Genomic DNA, 12,546 nt, shown 5'->3' with positions numbered 1-12,546 from the left:
CGGCCGCCGTCTACACCCCACCGAGTGGGCACCCAAAATCCCAGTCCTGAATCAGCAGAGCCTGTTGTCCCAGGGCATCCACACCAGCCGCCGGTACATCGGCGTCGATGACCTAGATGCCCTCGGATCCTGCACCGGCAACGCCGCCACCGCCGCCGTATCGATCCTCCACGACACCGCCACCCTCGAGGCCGCCGACCTCGGCACCACCGACCCGGCGGCCGCAGAGCTGTGGGCGATCGACCTGTACGCCGAAGCCACCACCCACGACCAGTGGCACGACCAAACCTGGCCGTCCGTGGACTGCGGATCCTCCGGCCTCGGCGTCGCCAAGGCACTCAAAGCCCGCGGCCTGATCGACTCATACCGGCACGCCACCACCGCAGAGGAGCTCTGCACCCTCCTCCAGACCGGGCCCGTCCTGATGGGGATGCCGTGGCACGAAGACTTCTTCGACCCGCCCGGCCGGACCGCGCTCCTGGACGACCTCCCCAACTGGCAGAACTCTCCCATCGCCGGCGGCCACGAAGTCTGCATCACCGCCCTCGAGCACCTCACCTACACCGCGGACGGCGGGCTCGACTACCCCCACACCATCCTGCGGGTCGTCAACTCCTGGTCAGCGGCCTGGGGCGACCACGGCTTCTTCCGCCTCTCCCTCGCCGCATACCGCGAGCTTCGCAACCAGATCGACCTCATCCAACCCCGCCTCACCAGCAACCGCTGACCGGCGCCCCACGAAGGAGACCCACGATGGGCGAGCCCCGACCCCTCGAGGACGACATAAGCCAGGACCGGCAAGCCGCCCTCCTGACCGCCACCGGCAACGGCCCCACCGTCCGCAACGAAGAAGAGCTCCTGGCCGACAAGTACGGTCCGGCCGACTCCCACGGCGTATACGGACTCCCCGCCGACGACGACGGCGACGAGGTCACGGGCGACCCGCTGGACGACCAGCCGCGGCGGCTCGGCGGAAACACCGGCGGCCTCGAGAAGATGGTCTCCGCCATGGAGACGTGGCTCGGCCTGGGCGAGCCTAACGTCATCCAGGAGTGGTACCGCCAGCGCAACGGCAACGCCTACGCCGGGAACTTCGCCTGGTGCAACGCCACCATCACCCGCGCCGCCTACGACTCCGACAACTACACAGCCGTCTGCTTCGGCATGGACTGGGCGTACACCGTCGCCCATGCGGCCCGCTTCAACACGGACAAGCAGTGGACCGCGATGACCAACGGCATCCTGAAGTCCGGGATTCGCCGCGGCGACATCGTCTTCTTCGACTGGGACGGCACATCCGAGATCGGCAAGATCGACCACGTCGGCATCGTTACCAGCGTTTCCAGCGACGGCAAGTACGTGTACACGATCGAGGGCAACACGGCGAACGTGTGCGCCCGCCGCGTCCGCGTCGTCGCCGACATCGCAGGCTTCGGCCGCCCCAAGTACCCGACCCCCGGCCCCGTAACAGCGGCCACCCCGGCCCGCTACAAGGTCACCATCAACGGCCTCGAATACGGATACGGAGCCAAGGGAGACCACATCACCAAGGTCGGCCAGGCGCTGGTGAAGGCCGGATTCGGCAAGCACTACACCGAAGGACCCGGATCGGCCTGGTCCGACGCCGACACCCGCAACTTCAGCGACTTCCAGAAGTCCCTGGGATACAAGGGCACCGCGGCCGGACAGGACGCCGACGGCATCCCGGGATCGTCCAGCCTGAAGAAGCTCCTCGGCACCCTTCCGGTCAAGCCCGCCGCCCCGGCACCGGCCAAGCCGACCGCTCCGATCTACCAGCCGTACCCCGGCAAGGCCTTCTTCCACGCCGGCCGCTACTCGCCGATCATCACCGCCCTCGGCCGACGCCTGGTCGCCCTCGGCTACGGCCGCCACTACTCCACCGGACCTGGACCGAACTGGACCAACGCCGACCGGTGGAACGTCCGCGACTACCAGCGCGCACAGGGCTGGACCGGCGACGACGCCGACGGCTACCCGGGCCCCGAGACGTGGAAGCGCCTCAAGGTTCCCAAGATCTGACCACCCCCCTCCACCACCCACCCACCGAAGGAACCCGACATGCAGCCCACCCTCGACGCCTCCTACTGGCTCGGCCTCGCCGTCAGCTTCGTCCTGCCGGTCCTCGTCGGCCTCGTCACCACCCGCGTCACCCACCCCGGCGCAAAGGCCGTCATCCTGCTCTTCCTCACCGCCCTCAACGGCTTCCTCGTCGAACTCGGCAACGGCGGCGACGACTACAGCGTCGGATCCGCCGTGATCCTGTCGGCTGTGTCCTTCGTGATCTCCGTGGCATCGCACTTCGGCCTGTGGAAGCCGTCCGGCGTCAGCGGCAAGGCCCAGGACGTCGGTGCCCGCAGCGTCAGAAGCGCGGCCTGACCGTGACCACCCGGCACGCCTGCCGTCGTCTGGCAGCGGCGCAGGCGTGCCCCACCACCAGCAAGGAGCGGCACCGGTGAACGAGCTGTCGGGCGTGACCCTGCTGATGCAGGGCGGGGCCTGGACCATCGTTGCCTTCGTGGTGCTGCTCGTCTTCCGGGGCAATCTCGTACCCCGGGCCGTCCTCGAGGACGTCCGTAAGGACCGCGACGCTCGCGTCGCTGAAGCCCTCGCAGAGCGGGACATCTGGCGTGAAGCCCACAAGGAGAGCGAAGCCGCACGACTGGACGCGCAAGGACAGGCCGGTGAGCTGCTGGAACTCTCCCGCACCGCCTACACGGTCCTGCGCGCGATACGGGGGGAGGTGCCAGGGGATGCGATGGATTCGCCGGTTGCTGCGCCGCCGTCCTGAGCCCGCCCCCCAGCGCCCGGACACGCCTGGCCAGAAGGCCGCAGAGAAGGCGCTCACACGGGCCCAGATGGCCCGCCGGGAAGTTCAAGCCCAGCGGTCGGCGGTATCGCAGGTCGCGTCGCGCCTGGCACGAGAGCGGGAGCGCAACCATTTCGCGGAAATGTTCCGCGACGCCTTCGGAGGGAGGGCTAGCTGATGGAAATGGACTCCGCGCAACTCGCGAACGTCTGCGCCTCGGGGCTGGTCGCCCTGTGCTGCACCATCTTCGCCATCGTCTACCACCTGCACGCGCCCTGGCAGTCCACGCCCGTGGGCCGGCACGTCATGACGTTCACGCTCGCCATAGGGGCACTGGCCGCATACACGGTGCTGGTGTCGGTATGGCCGGACGGCGTGGTCGCCACCGTGATGCGCGTCGCCCGCGTCCTGCTGCTCCTGGCCATCGCAGCGCTGGTGATCCAGCGCACCCGCATGGTTTTGACCGCCCAGCACAACGGCGTCCTCCTCGCCGAGAACGAAACACGCGACGACTCTGCGACCTGAACGGGAGCACGACCATGACCACGGTGACTGGGAAGCTGATCGGAGCCACTGCCGGGCAGCGTACGGAGATGAAGGCCACCCTGGTCGACGTGACGGGCAAGCCGGCCGTCGGTTACGTGGAGAGTGTGCCCGGCGAGGTCGTACGGCCCGTGGTCATCACTCCGGATCCCGATGGGGACTGGACGGTCGAACTCACCCCGAACGAGCTCATCCAGTCCGATGCCGGGGACACTCTGTGGGCGATCCAGGAGGGCCGCGCCACGGACGGCACGCCCATCCGCACGTACGTGTCCGTCCCCGCCACCGGAAGCTACTGGGCCGGATCCATCCGCGCCGACCTCTCCGACACCCAGACCGGTCAGAGCGCCGTCGTCTTCCTCGCCGGGCAATCGGGCCCCTCCGGCCCCCAGGGTGAACCTGGCCCCGCTGGTGAGACCGGTCCCGCCGGACCAACGGGAGCCCAGGGGCCGAAGGGCGACCCCGGAGACCAGGGCCCCGCAGGAGCCACCGGTGCTACAGGCCCGGCCGGGACCACCGGCGCCCAAGGGCCCAAAGGAGACACGGGAGACCCCGGCCCGCAAGGTCCCGCAGGAGCCACCGGCCCGCAAGGACCGACCGGACTGACCGGAGACACCGGCCCCACGGGCTCGCAAGGACCTAAGGGCGACACCGGCGCGACCGGACCGCAGGGGATGACCGGCCTGACCGGCGCTACCGGTGATCCCGGCCCCCAGGGACCCGCAGGAGCCACCGGGCCCCAAGGACCGACCGGCCCGCAACCGGCCCTTGGCGCGGCCGGCGCCGGCGACACCATCGCCCTGAAGTCCACCGACCCGACCACCACCAATGCGCGCACCCCGACCGCCCACGCCAGCAGCCACGCATCCGGCGGATCTGACCCGGTCGCCGTCGCCCAATCCCAAGTGACCGGCCTGACCACCGCGCTCGCCAGCCTTCTGCCGCTTGCCGGCGGCACCATGACCGGCACCCAGAACGCCACCCTGGCCAGCTCAACAACAGTTGCACAGGCCTCCCTTTCCTCCGGCGACACCTTCGACCGGTACCGGCGCGACACCTCGGGACGGCAAGAATGGGGGTCTGGCAGCGCGGCAAGGGACACCAATCTGTACCGATCCGCCGCCGACACCCTCGCCACCGACGACAGCCTCAACGTGGGCGCCAATCTGGCTGTGACGGGCTACGCGCTGGGGCAGGACACTCCCGCAGCTCACGGGGTCGCTGCTTGGTGCTATGACCCGGCGTTGGCGGTCAACTCGACGTCGCTGACCAGCGGCACCCTGTACCTCGTGCGCGTCAACGTCGCTGCCGCCGTCACCGCCACGAAGCTCTACTGGTGGGCGGGGAATTCCGGGTCAGGCGCCGTCGCCAGCCAGAACGTGGTCGGCCTGTACAACTCGAGCGGCACGCTCCTGGCTTCGACGAACGTGGACTCCGCGATCTCGTCGGCCGGTCTGAAGACGACAACGATCACTGGGCAGGCGCTGACAGCCGGGTCGTACTACTGGGTGGCCCTGCTGTTCAACGCTTCGGTGCCGCCGACGCTGACCAGGGCTTCTGGTTGGACCGGTGTGGACGCGGCCGCGAACCTGGGCCTGAGTGCGGCGGGGTTCCGGTTCGCGACGAACGGGACTGGCAGGACGGCACTGCCTTCGACGATCACCCCGGCATCGAATGTGGGGACGGACTTCGCCGGGCCGTGGGCTGCGGTGGGCGCGTGACCGCCTCACGGGTGGGATGACCTGGGGGTCTGTCCTACAACTTTGGGAATCAAATAACTTGATCAAGCTCACGCTTGCGACCTGGGGAAACGTCCCTGGCTGAGGCTGTCCCGCACCCCCGGCAACACTGCTCAACAGGCCTCTCGCACCTGGAAAAGATCTACAGACTCCCGGCCGCCGATCCCTGCCCGGTCGGGCTGGCCGACGGTACGTACGATGGGCTGGTGAACCAGTCGATGCCGGTCCCGCCCGCTCCCGTGTGTCCGCCGGCGCAGGTCGGTCCGTGTACGGGGTGCGGCCATCCCACGCACCGGTACGGGCCGGGCGGGTGCCCGCTGTGCGTGCTGTGCCTCGCGCGGGTGGAGGCGGGGCGGGCGAAGAAGCAGGCTGCGGTCTAAGTCTGCTGCCCCCGGTTGTCGGTGGGGCCGGGTAGCGTTGTCGTGAGTTCGGATCACCCGCAGGCCCAGAGTGCCCGCGAACCCGCCTGGGTGGTCCCGGCACGATGGAGGCCTCTGTGGCCAAATCCAACTTCAACTTCGACGACCGCGCCCTGAAGAAGGCCGTCGCCGATGGCGTTCGCAAGATGGCATCTGATCTGACCAAGGGTCTGAACGCTCTGACCGCTCAGTACCAGGGCAGGCCGCTGGCGGAGATAAAGCCGCAGATCCAGCGAGTGTGGGCGAAGCACTCCGGCGGAGGGAAGGTCACGGATCCGGAGCTGACGCAGTTCGCGGAGCAGATCCAGGCTGGCGGCCGGGTCGAAGTCCGCATGAAGTAGCGTGCGTAATGGTGCCCCGGCCTGCTTTCCTCAGGCCGGGGCACCGTTGTCTGCTCACTCGGTGGTGAGGGTCTGCATGGGGTAGTTCACGGCCCGGGTAGGCGGCGGGTAGTCGGCGTCGGCTCCACCGGTGAGCAGGGCCAGGGACCAAGTGGTCGTGACGTGCTCGAAGGCTTGCCGGGTTCGGTGGTAGTCGTCCGCTGCGGCCTTGATGTATCGGGCGGCGGCTGTGCTGTATCGGGTGACCTCGCTGGTGCAGGTAAGGATGTCGCCGAGCAGCGAGTCGACGGCCAGGTACCACTGGTTGAACATCTGGGCATGTTCGCGAAGCATGTCGCGGGTCATGTCCTGCCCGAACTCGGTCTCGTGCCACCGGACGTGCTCGATGGCCAGGGCGTCGAAGCAGTCGCGGAGGCCGCTGTCGTGGACGGCGGCTTCGTAATCGGAGATGGCGCGAGTCTCGCTGGGCGTGAATGCCTCGGTGCCGTACTCGTAGATGTCCAGGTCGGCCATGGCTGGTGTCCTCACTGCTCGGTGGCTCGGTCGGTCGGCTCCTGGTTGGCGCGCATGGCGGCTTCCTGCCGGGCCCTCGCGTCGCGAAGGGGGGCATCGTCCAGGGGCTCGGGCCGGTTGTTGCGGATGGACTTGCGGAGTTCGTTGACCCTGGCGGAGCGAAGGGCGTCCAGGCGGTTGGCCTCAAACTCATCCGACCGCTTCTTGGTGGCCTCGTCGGCCGGGTCCAGGGCGAGGTTGATGGATCCTTCGGTGCCGTCCGTGTACGCGGTGTACGTGACTTCCGTGACGTCCCAGCTGGTGTCGCCGATATCGGGATCCGCGAACTCGACCCGGTCGCCCTTCCGTGGCACGGCGGGCATTTGCACGGTCCAGTCGACGTGGGGGAAGTGCAGGTTGATTTCGTAGCTCACGGCCGGTGTCCTTACTTCTCGGTGGTCTCGTAGATGGCCCGGGTCTGGGATGTACGGGTCAGGATTCCTGTGGCAGCAATCCTGCGCAGGACGGCGCGAGCCCGCTTGTCGTCCACGCCGTGCCCGGCCAAGCCCAGCGTGGTGACCGTTCGGGTGGCGTCCCACACGCCGCCCTCCTCCTTGACCGCCTTCGTCACGATCTGCTGATGCGTCATCTGGACACGGGTCTTCCGTATCGTCTCCGCCAGATCCTCGACGGCTTTCCGCATCCGCTCCGTCTGTTCCGGGGAGAACGCCCCTTCGTTGATCTGCTTCTCGAGGCTCTCGCTCACCTGCTTGAGCCGGTCGACGTCTGGCAGGGCCTGCGGCTCCGACGGAACGATCATGTGCGGGTATGCGGCGTTGAGGGCTGCGATCACGCGTCGGCGGGCCTCGCCGAGACTGATGCCTTCGGGCAGTCCGGGCCAGGCGGCGTCGAATGCGGCGTCGATGGCTTCGTCGGGGAGGCTGGCCGCTTTCACGCCGGCCGGGACGATGGAGGCGAGGCGGCGGCCGCGGCGGGTGATGTGGGTGATGGTGCCTTCGTAGTGGGCGTCGTCGACCAGGTCGCCGAGTTGGGCTCGGACGTCTTCGATGCCGAGTTCGTTCTCTGCCATGCCCGAACCTTAAGGTTCGCAAGGTTATGGGCGCAAGGGGTTCGCCGGACCTCGGCCCTTTGATGTCGGGCGAGGCCTTCGCGCGGAGAATGGCTCCTGACGAAGAATCTGACGGTCCATGAGGCGCGATAAGCTCACATATCACCAGGGAAGATCAGTAGAATGTGACCATGACTCAGACCGGTGACGACCTGGTGCAGTTCCTGCGCGCCCGCCTGGATGAAGACGAGCAACTCGCCCAAGCAGCCACGCCAGGACCATGGACGCAGTCCGGGATCGGCGACTACGGCTGGACCGTCAGCTTCAGCCAGCCAGGCTCCGGGGTGGAGACCGCCGACAGCGACCAGGGCCGCGCCGACGCCGACTTCATCGCCTCCCACGATCCGGCGCGCGTGCTGGCTGAGATCGCCTCCAAGATGAGCATCCTCACCGACTACACCAAAGAGCAGTGGGTGATGGAGCAGGGCCACCGCACCGGCTGGACCGAAGGCGGCCAGTCCGTACGGGAGTACCTCATCAAGGGGTGGGCCGCGCTCTACGAGAGTCACCCCGACTACCGTCAGGAGTGGCGGCGACCGTGAGCACCGACCGCCTGCCCGCCAGACCCGACGAACCGCTGCTGCTGCCCGAGCAGTTCGACGACGACCTCCGCGCCCGCATCGCCGCCCTCGACGCCGCATCTGACGGACACGCGGCCGACCAGCGCCCCGACAACACCACCCGCGCCTACGAGGGCGACTGGAAGACCTGGACCGCATTCTGCTCCCAGCTCCAGATCCCGCCCACCGCAGCCACCCGCGGCACGCTGCGCGCCTTCGTCGACTACCTGTGGAACCGGGAGAAGCGCGCGTACTCCACCATCGACCGCAAGCTGGCCGGAGTCGTCGTGACGCTGCGGCGGCCGCCGTACAACGTCCTCGTCGACCCCGACGCAACCAGGGCGGCCCGCGAACTCCTGAAGGACTACCGGAAGAAGGCCGACGCAGCGGAGGAACCCACGCGCGGCCGCGGGAAGGCACCCGCCATGCGCCTGGTCGACCTCCGGCTGATCGTGTCCAAATGCGACACCGACATCTTCGGCCTCCGCGACCGGGCAATGATCCTGCTCGGGTTCTCCATCGCCGCCCGACGTGCCGAGTTGGCCGGCCTGCGGCTGCGGAACATCCGCGACGACGAACGCGGCCTCCTGGTCGACGTCCGCGTCTCCAAGACGGAGCCGCGCACCGTTGCCGTGCCGTACGGGCAGAACGTGGCGACCTGCCCCGTGAAGGCCTGGAACGCCTGGCGGGACGCCGCCTGCATCGTCGACCCTGACCGGCACGCCTTCCGCCGCATCCACCACACCGGATCCGTGCAGCCCCAAGGCCTCACCCCGCAGCGCGCTGGCGACCTCATCACCGCGGCCGGCCTGCGCGCCGGGTTCCAAGAACTCTTCACCGGGCACTCCGTGCGCTCCGGGATGGCCACCGAGGCACGCCGTGCCGGAAAGGACCGGAAGGCCATCGCAGCCGTAACCGGGCACGCGGATGGCTCAAAGGTCCTGGACGGCTACATGCAGATCGTCGACCAGTGGGATCCTGACGACAACGCCCTGATTGGAATCGGACTGTGAGCGATGCGCGCACGCTGCACGAGGAATTGGCTCAGGACCTGCTGGACGACATCACGGCCAGCCCGGCGGCAGCCGCCGTGTTCGCCGGTTGGCGTCGCCGATTCAAGGAGGGTGACTACGACCCCGCGTATGTCGCCCGGATCGGTCAGACACAGCGCGATCCTGCCTACTGGCCGCTGGAACAGGTGGCCGCATTCGTGGCCATCCACGCTGGCTTGATGGCCGGCCGGTTCGCTCACGTCGAAGTGGACGTCGGTCACTCTCCAGGACCAGACGCTGATCGGTCGGGCAACGCGGTAAAGCTTCAGGAAGCGCACCCTCTGTTCCACGCGGATCTGGACATGCACCAGAACGGGGCTGACTGCGACGGTTGGCTTTCCTGGGAGGAACCGATTGCCGTCAACAAGTCCAGCGGCCTAGGCCTGGTGACAGGGTGCGGCACCAGCCCGGTGGAAGTCATCATGCACGTGGATTCGCACGGCGTTCCTCTAGAAGTCGGTAGTTCCAAGGCGAGCCGGACCTACCTGCACCTGCTTCAGGAGGACGGCGTAGCCCGCTGGGCATACGGAGACGACCGCATCTACCTGCTGCTGAACGTGCAGCGCGTCCAGGCATGGGCCCGTGGCGCTCAGCAGGCTGCCTGATGAGCGGCCAGCAGTACAGCACGCCGTCGGTGCGGCAGTTGGCGTCGGTGGTGGAGCGCGTCGCGCCGCGGGATCCGGCGAAGTGGGACGGCAGGGAGAAGGCTCCGGGCGCGGGCGGCATCCCGGTCCAGGTGTCGGAGCAGCGGGCCCGGCAGCTGTGGATGGTGGTCGGCATGTACGGGCGGGCGGTGGGCCGGGAGGAGATGCCGAAGCGGGCGTCGCGGGAGTTGGCCCAGCTGTTCACGCCGCCGGCGCTGCGCGCGTTCTGGGCTCTGGCGGTGGCCGGGCAGTTGCGGCACTGGGAGAAGGACGTCGGCAAGGAGTTGCCAGTGGCGTCGCAGCGGGCGGTGCGGGACTGCCTGAAGGTGCTCGCCTCCTTGTCGGTGCCGGATCGCCTGGTGAAGTTGCCGCGGGTGGAGGAGCCGGGGCTGAAGCCGACGGTGGATCCACGGCAGTTGACGGCTGTGTACCGGGAGCTCGTCGACCTGGCGGGGAGCAGTCCGTTGGAGCGGGACGGGCGGGGTATTCGGGCGCAGGAGCGGGCCCGGCTGCTTGCGATGGTGTCGGTGGTGCTGGATACGGGGGCGCGGGTGGGGGAGTTGGAGCGGATGAACGTCGACGACCTGGGCCCGGGTCTGGGGATGGTGCGGGTGGTGCGGCGGCCGCAGCGTGCTGGGAAGGGGTATGAGGAGGTGGCGTTCCGGCTGGGGATCGCGCAGTCGACGGTGTCGAAGGTGATGGCGGGGCAGGATGCGCGGGCGTCGCATCAGCTGGCGCACGACATCCGTAGGGAGGTGGAGGAGGTGCAGGGGGCGGGTCCGCGGGTGGAGCGGTATGAGCTGTCGCATGCGGCCCGGGTGGCGTTGGAACGGTGGCTGGACGTCCGGCAGAGCCTGGTGGCGGACATCGAGGGCGGGAAGTCCGCTCTGTGGGTGACGGTGTTGCAGTCGAAGGCCGGACCGCCGGGGATCCGGATCCGTGCGCAGGGGTTGGGGCAGTCATACGCGCGAGGGGTGAACGTCCTGAACTGGCTGATGGCGGGCCAGCCGGGCTGGGAGCCGCTGCCAGTACGGATGGAGCAGCTCCGGCGTGCGGTCGACCCGATGCCGCTGGAGGACGAAGAGGGTCAGTAGTCCCCGTCGTAGCCGTACATATCGGGGGTATCTCCGCAGCAGGCCGGGCACATGCAGCAGCAGGAATTCTCCCGACCCGTGCATGGACCCGGAAGGTTCACGGCGAACCCGCTGCCGTCCTCGTGCGCCATCCGGCCGGGGCAGTACGGGCCGGGGTCGACGCATTCGCTGATCGCTCGCCGATGCGGTTCGCACCACGTGCGCATCGCCGTGTCCAGTTGCACGTCACCCCAGGCACCGCGATACAGCTGCGCGCGGTCGTCCCACGGGCACAGCGCTTCCACGCCGGGCAGCGGACACGAAGGCGGCCCGACGTATCCGTCGCGGGCGTCGGTGTACCAGGTGCGGCCGTCGGGTGCCCGCCAGTCGATCCACCGTCGTTTCTCGTACCTGGACTGCGCGTTGAACCAGTGCGCCGCCTTCACTCCGCACCGCTGGCACGTCCAGTTCCGCATGATCTCGTCCTGGTGCCCGGCCACCATGTGGTGGTCGCCCAGAAGCCCTTCCAGTTCCGCGGTCACGTACACGATGCTCCTGTAGTAAGGGCTAGCCGTGGGGGTGGCTGGTGGACACGTTCCGCATCCCGCAGACGCCGTTCTCCCAGAAGAGGACCGTTCCGCACACGGGGCAGTGGGGCTCGGGGGTGAGCGGTCCGTATGCGGCTTCCACGCTGGGCCTGGTGGCGGGTCGCATGTCGCCGGCGAACGGGAGGAGTACCACGTCTCCTGCGTAGGTGTAGGGGGTCTCTGCCCACGTCTCGGCGTCCTGGGTGCTGACCCACGGCCAGGGGTTCGGGTTCTCGTGTCCGATCTCGGTGGCAAGGTCGTCTGGTACTTCGACGAGCTGAGGCATGTGGTGCTCCTGGTCTGCGGTTTCAACTGAGGGTAGACCTGTGGTGAGTTGATCGGCTACGCTGCGCGTGCGCGTTCAGAGTGTTTTGAGGCCACTACCCCCAACCCGGGGCAGTGGCCTTCGTCGTACCCGGGGTCAGGTGCTACGAGGCTGCCAGTGCTTGGGATCGTTGCCGGTTCCGCAGCAGGTCGGGCAGTTCCCGGTGTCCGGGTCGCAGTTGGCGCAGCCGCTTCCGTTGCAGTCGGGGTGGGCGCCGTCGCCCTTGCAGGTTCGGCAGTCATACATGGGCGTCTCCTAGGCGGCGAGGTCAGTGTCTTCGGTGGTCAGCTTGCGTCGGGGGCGGTAGTCGGCGTCGTCCTGGTCGCGCTCCAGCTCGAACCAGATGAGGGCGGTCTCGTTGTGGTTGGGGGCGGTCGGGGTGGGCTCGTAGGTGGTGTTGGTCGGGCGGGTGAGGACGTAGCCGATCCTGTGGACCGTGTAACTGAGGATGTCCGACAGGAGGAACTTGCGTGCTGCCGTCATGCCCGTGGTGTCCTCGCCGGCGGCCTTCTTCTGGTCGATCTCGGCGGCGCGCAGGCGGCACATGGCGTGGACTTCGATGTCTCCGCCGCTGATCTGGCCGGTCTTGGAGATTTTCACGGCGGTGGTGCGGAGGTCGCTGATCTCGATGGTCCGCACGATGGGCTCGGTCTCGCCGGGCTTGAGGTGGGTGATGGTGACGGCGTGCTGCCGGTCGATGGCGCGGTACAGGTCAGCGAGGGTCTTGGTGCGGCTCTGGTTCTGGGTGAGCTTCATTGTGGTGCCCCCTCGCTGTGGTGTGGTTCCACCATAAGACATCAACCATTGCAATGCAA

At 68.2% G+C, this 12,546-nt stretch carries 18 protein-coding genes; 11 read left to right on the top strand and 7 right to left on the bottom strand.

What is annotated here, in order from left to right; translation table 11 throughout:
* Nucleotides 1-64: 64 nt before the first annotated feature.
* The 7 genes from ACFVYS_RS30890 (at nucleotide 65) to ACFVYS_RS30860 (ending at nucleotide 5,869) form a co-directional block, all read left to right on the top strand.
* Complete coding sequence (locus ACFVYS_RS30890; protein WP_389507352.1) at nucleotides 65-727, top strand: hypothetical protein; 663 nt, start codon at nucleotides 65-67, stop codon at nucleotides 725-727.
* Nucleotides 728-753: 26 nt separating this feature from the next.
* Nucleotides 754-2,040, top strand: a complete 1,287-nt coding sequence (locus ACFVYS_RS30885; protein WP_389507350.1) for a peptidoglycan-binding protein — start codon at nucleotides 754-756, stop codon at nucleotides 2,038-2,040.
* A gap of 39 nt (nucleotides 2,041-2,079) precedes the next feature.
* Complete coding sequence (locus ACFVYS_RS30880; RefSeq protein WP_389507348.1) at nucleotides 2,080-2,397, top strand: hypothetical protein; 318 nt, start codon at nucleotides 2,080-2,082, stop codon at nucleotides 2,395-2,397.
* Between the two features lie 76 nt (nucleotides 2,398-2,473).
* Nucleotides 2,474-2,809, top strand: a complete 336-nt coding sequence (locus ACFVYS_RS30875) for a hypothetical protein (RefSeq protein WP_389507347.1) — start codon at nucleotides 2,474-2,476, stop codon at nucleotides 2,807-2,809.
* 195 nt (nucleotides 2,810-3,004) lie between these two features.
* Entirely contained in the window at nucleotides 3,005-3,352 is a 348-nt protein-coding gene (locus ACFVYS_RS30870) for a hypothetical protein (RefSeq protein ID WP_389507345.1), read from the top strand.
* A 692-nt stretch (nucleotides 3,353-4,044) separates the two neighbouring features.
* Nucleotides 4,045-5,091, top strand: a complete 1,047-nt coding sequence (locus tag ACFVYS_RS30865; protein WP_389507343.1) for a collagen-like protein — start codon at nucleotides 4,045-4,047, stop codon at nucleotides 5,089-5,091.
* Between the two features lie 514 nt (nucleotides 5,092-5,605).
* Complete coding sequence (locus ACFVYS_RS30860) at nucleotides 5,606-5,869, top strand: hypothetical protein (RefSeq protein WP_389507341.1); 264 nt, start codon at nucleotides 5,606-5,608, stop codon at nucleotides 5,867-5,869.
* 54 nt (nucleotides 5,870-5,923) lie between these two features.
* On the opposite strand, the gene ACFVYS_RS30855 is transcribed toward ACFVYS_RS30860, so the two are convergent.
* The 3 genes from ACFVYS_RS30855 to ACFVYS_RS30845 are packed head-to-tail and all read right to left on the bottom strand — an operon-like array spanning nucleotide 5,924 to nucleotide 7,451.
* Nucleotides 5,924-6,382, bottom strand: a complete 459-nt coding sequence (locus ACFVYS_RS30855; RefSeq protein WP_389507339.1) for a hypothetical protein — start codon at nucleotides 6,380-6,382, stop codon at nucleotides 5,924-5,926.
* An 11-nt stretch (nucleotides 6,383-6,393) separates the two neighbouring features.
* Nucleotides 6,394-6,795, bottom strand: coding sequence for a hypothetical protein (locus ACFVYS_RS30850; protein WP_389507337.1), 402 nt, complete (start codon nucleotides 6,793-6,795; stop codon nucleotides 6,394-6,396).
* 11 nt (nucleotides 6,796-6,806) lie between these two features.
* A complete protein-coding gene (locus ACFVYS_RS30845; protein WP_389507335.1) occupies nucleotides 6,807-7,451 on the bottom strand; it encodes a hypothetical protein in 645 nt (214 codons plus the stop codon).
* A gap of 170 nt (nucleotides 7,452-7,621) precedes the next feature.
* On the opposite strand from ACFVYS_RS30845, the gene ACFVYS_RS30840 reads away from it, so the two are divergent.
* Genes ACFVYS_RS30840 through ACFVYS_RS30825 form a run of 4 tightly spaced genes read left to right on the top strand, consistent with a single transcriptional unit; the run spans nucleotide 7,622 to nucleotide 10,840 of the window.
* On the top strand, nucleotides 7,622-8,032 hold the full coding sequence (locus ACFVYS_RS30840; RefSeq protein ID WP_389507333.1) for a DUF6221 family protein: 411 nt from the start codon (nucleotides 7,622-7,624) through the stop codon (nucleotides 8,030-8,032).
* Nucleotides 8,029-9,063: a site-specific integrase gene (locus ACFVYS_RS30835; RefSeq protein ID WP_389507331.1), complete on the top strand. Its 1,035-nt coding sequence runs from the start codon at nucleotides 8,029-8,031 to the stop codon at nucleotides 9,061-9,063. The genes ACFVYS_RS30840 and ACFVYS_RS30835 overlap by 4 nt, the downstream gene beginning before the upstream one ends.
* Nucleotides 9,060-9,707, top strand: coding sequence for a hypothetical protein (locus tag ACFVYS_RS30830; protein ID WP_389507329.1), 648 nt, complete (start codon nucleotides 9,060-9,062; stop codon nucleotides 9,705-9,707). The genes ACFVYS_RS30835 and ACFVYS_RS30830 overlap by 4 nt, the downstream gene beginning before the upstream one ends.
* Complete coding sequence (locus ACFVYS_RS30825; RefSeq protein WP_389507327.1) at nucleotides 9,707-10,840, top strand: hypothetical protein; 1,134 nt, start codon at nucleotides 9,707-9,709, stop codon at nucleotides 10,838-10,840. The genes ACFVYS_RS30830 and ACFVYS_RS30825 overlap by 1 nt, the downstream gene beginning before the upstream one ends.
* On the opposite strand, the gene ACFVYS_RS30820 is transcribed toward ACFVYS_RS30825, so the two are convergent.
* From ACFVYS_RS30820 to ACFVYS_RS30805, 4 genes are all read right to left on the bottom strand, one after another.
* Nucleotides 10,834-11,367 carry a hypothetical protein gene (locus ACFVYS_RS30820; RefSeq protein WP_389507326.1) on the bottom strand — a complete coding sequence of 178 codons (534 nt, stop codon included), beginning with the start codon at nucleotides 11,365-11,367 and terminating at the stop codon, nucleotides 10,834-10,836. The two genes, ACFVYS_RS30825 and ACFVYS_RS30820, sit on opposite strands and share 7 nt — an antisense overlap.
* A 19-nt stretch (nucleotides 11,368-11,386) precedes the next feature.
* Nucleotides 11,387-11,692 carry a hypothetical protein gene (locus ACFVYS_RS30815; protein WP_389507324.1) on the bottom strand — a complete coding sequence of 102 codons (306 nt, stop codon included), beginning with the start codon at nucleotides 11,690-11,692 and terminating at the stop codon, nucleotides 11,387-11,389.
* 135 nt (nucleotides 11,693-11,827) lie between these two features.
* Nucleotides 11,828-11,977 (bottom strand): hypothetical protein, encoded by a 150-nt coding sequence (locus tag ACFVYS_RS30810; RefSeq protein WP_389507322.1) that lies wholly within the window; start codon nucleotides 11,975-11,977, stop codon nucleotides 11,828-11,830.
* A 9-nt stretch (nucleotides 11,978-11,986) separates the two neighbouring features.
* On the bottom strand, nucleotides 11,987-12,487 hold the full coding sequence (locus tag ACFVYS_RS30805; protein WP_389507320.1) for a hypothetical protein: 501 nt from the start codon (nucleotides 12,485-12,487) through the stop codon (nucleotides 11,987-11,989).
* Nucleotides 12,488-12,546 lie beyond the last annotated feature (59 nt).

The organism is Streptomyces sp. NPDC058295, from assembly GCF_042880655.1.
Lineage (GTDB): Bacteria > Actinomycetota > Actinomycetes > Streptomycetales > Streptomycetaceae > Streptomyces > Streptomyces coriariae.
Note: the sequence above shows the minus strand (reverse complement) of the source record. Positions and strands in the feature narration are given on the sequence as shown.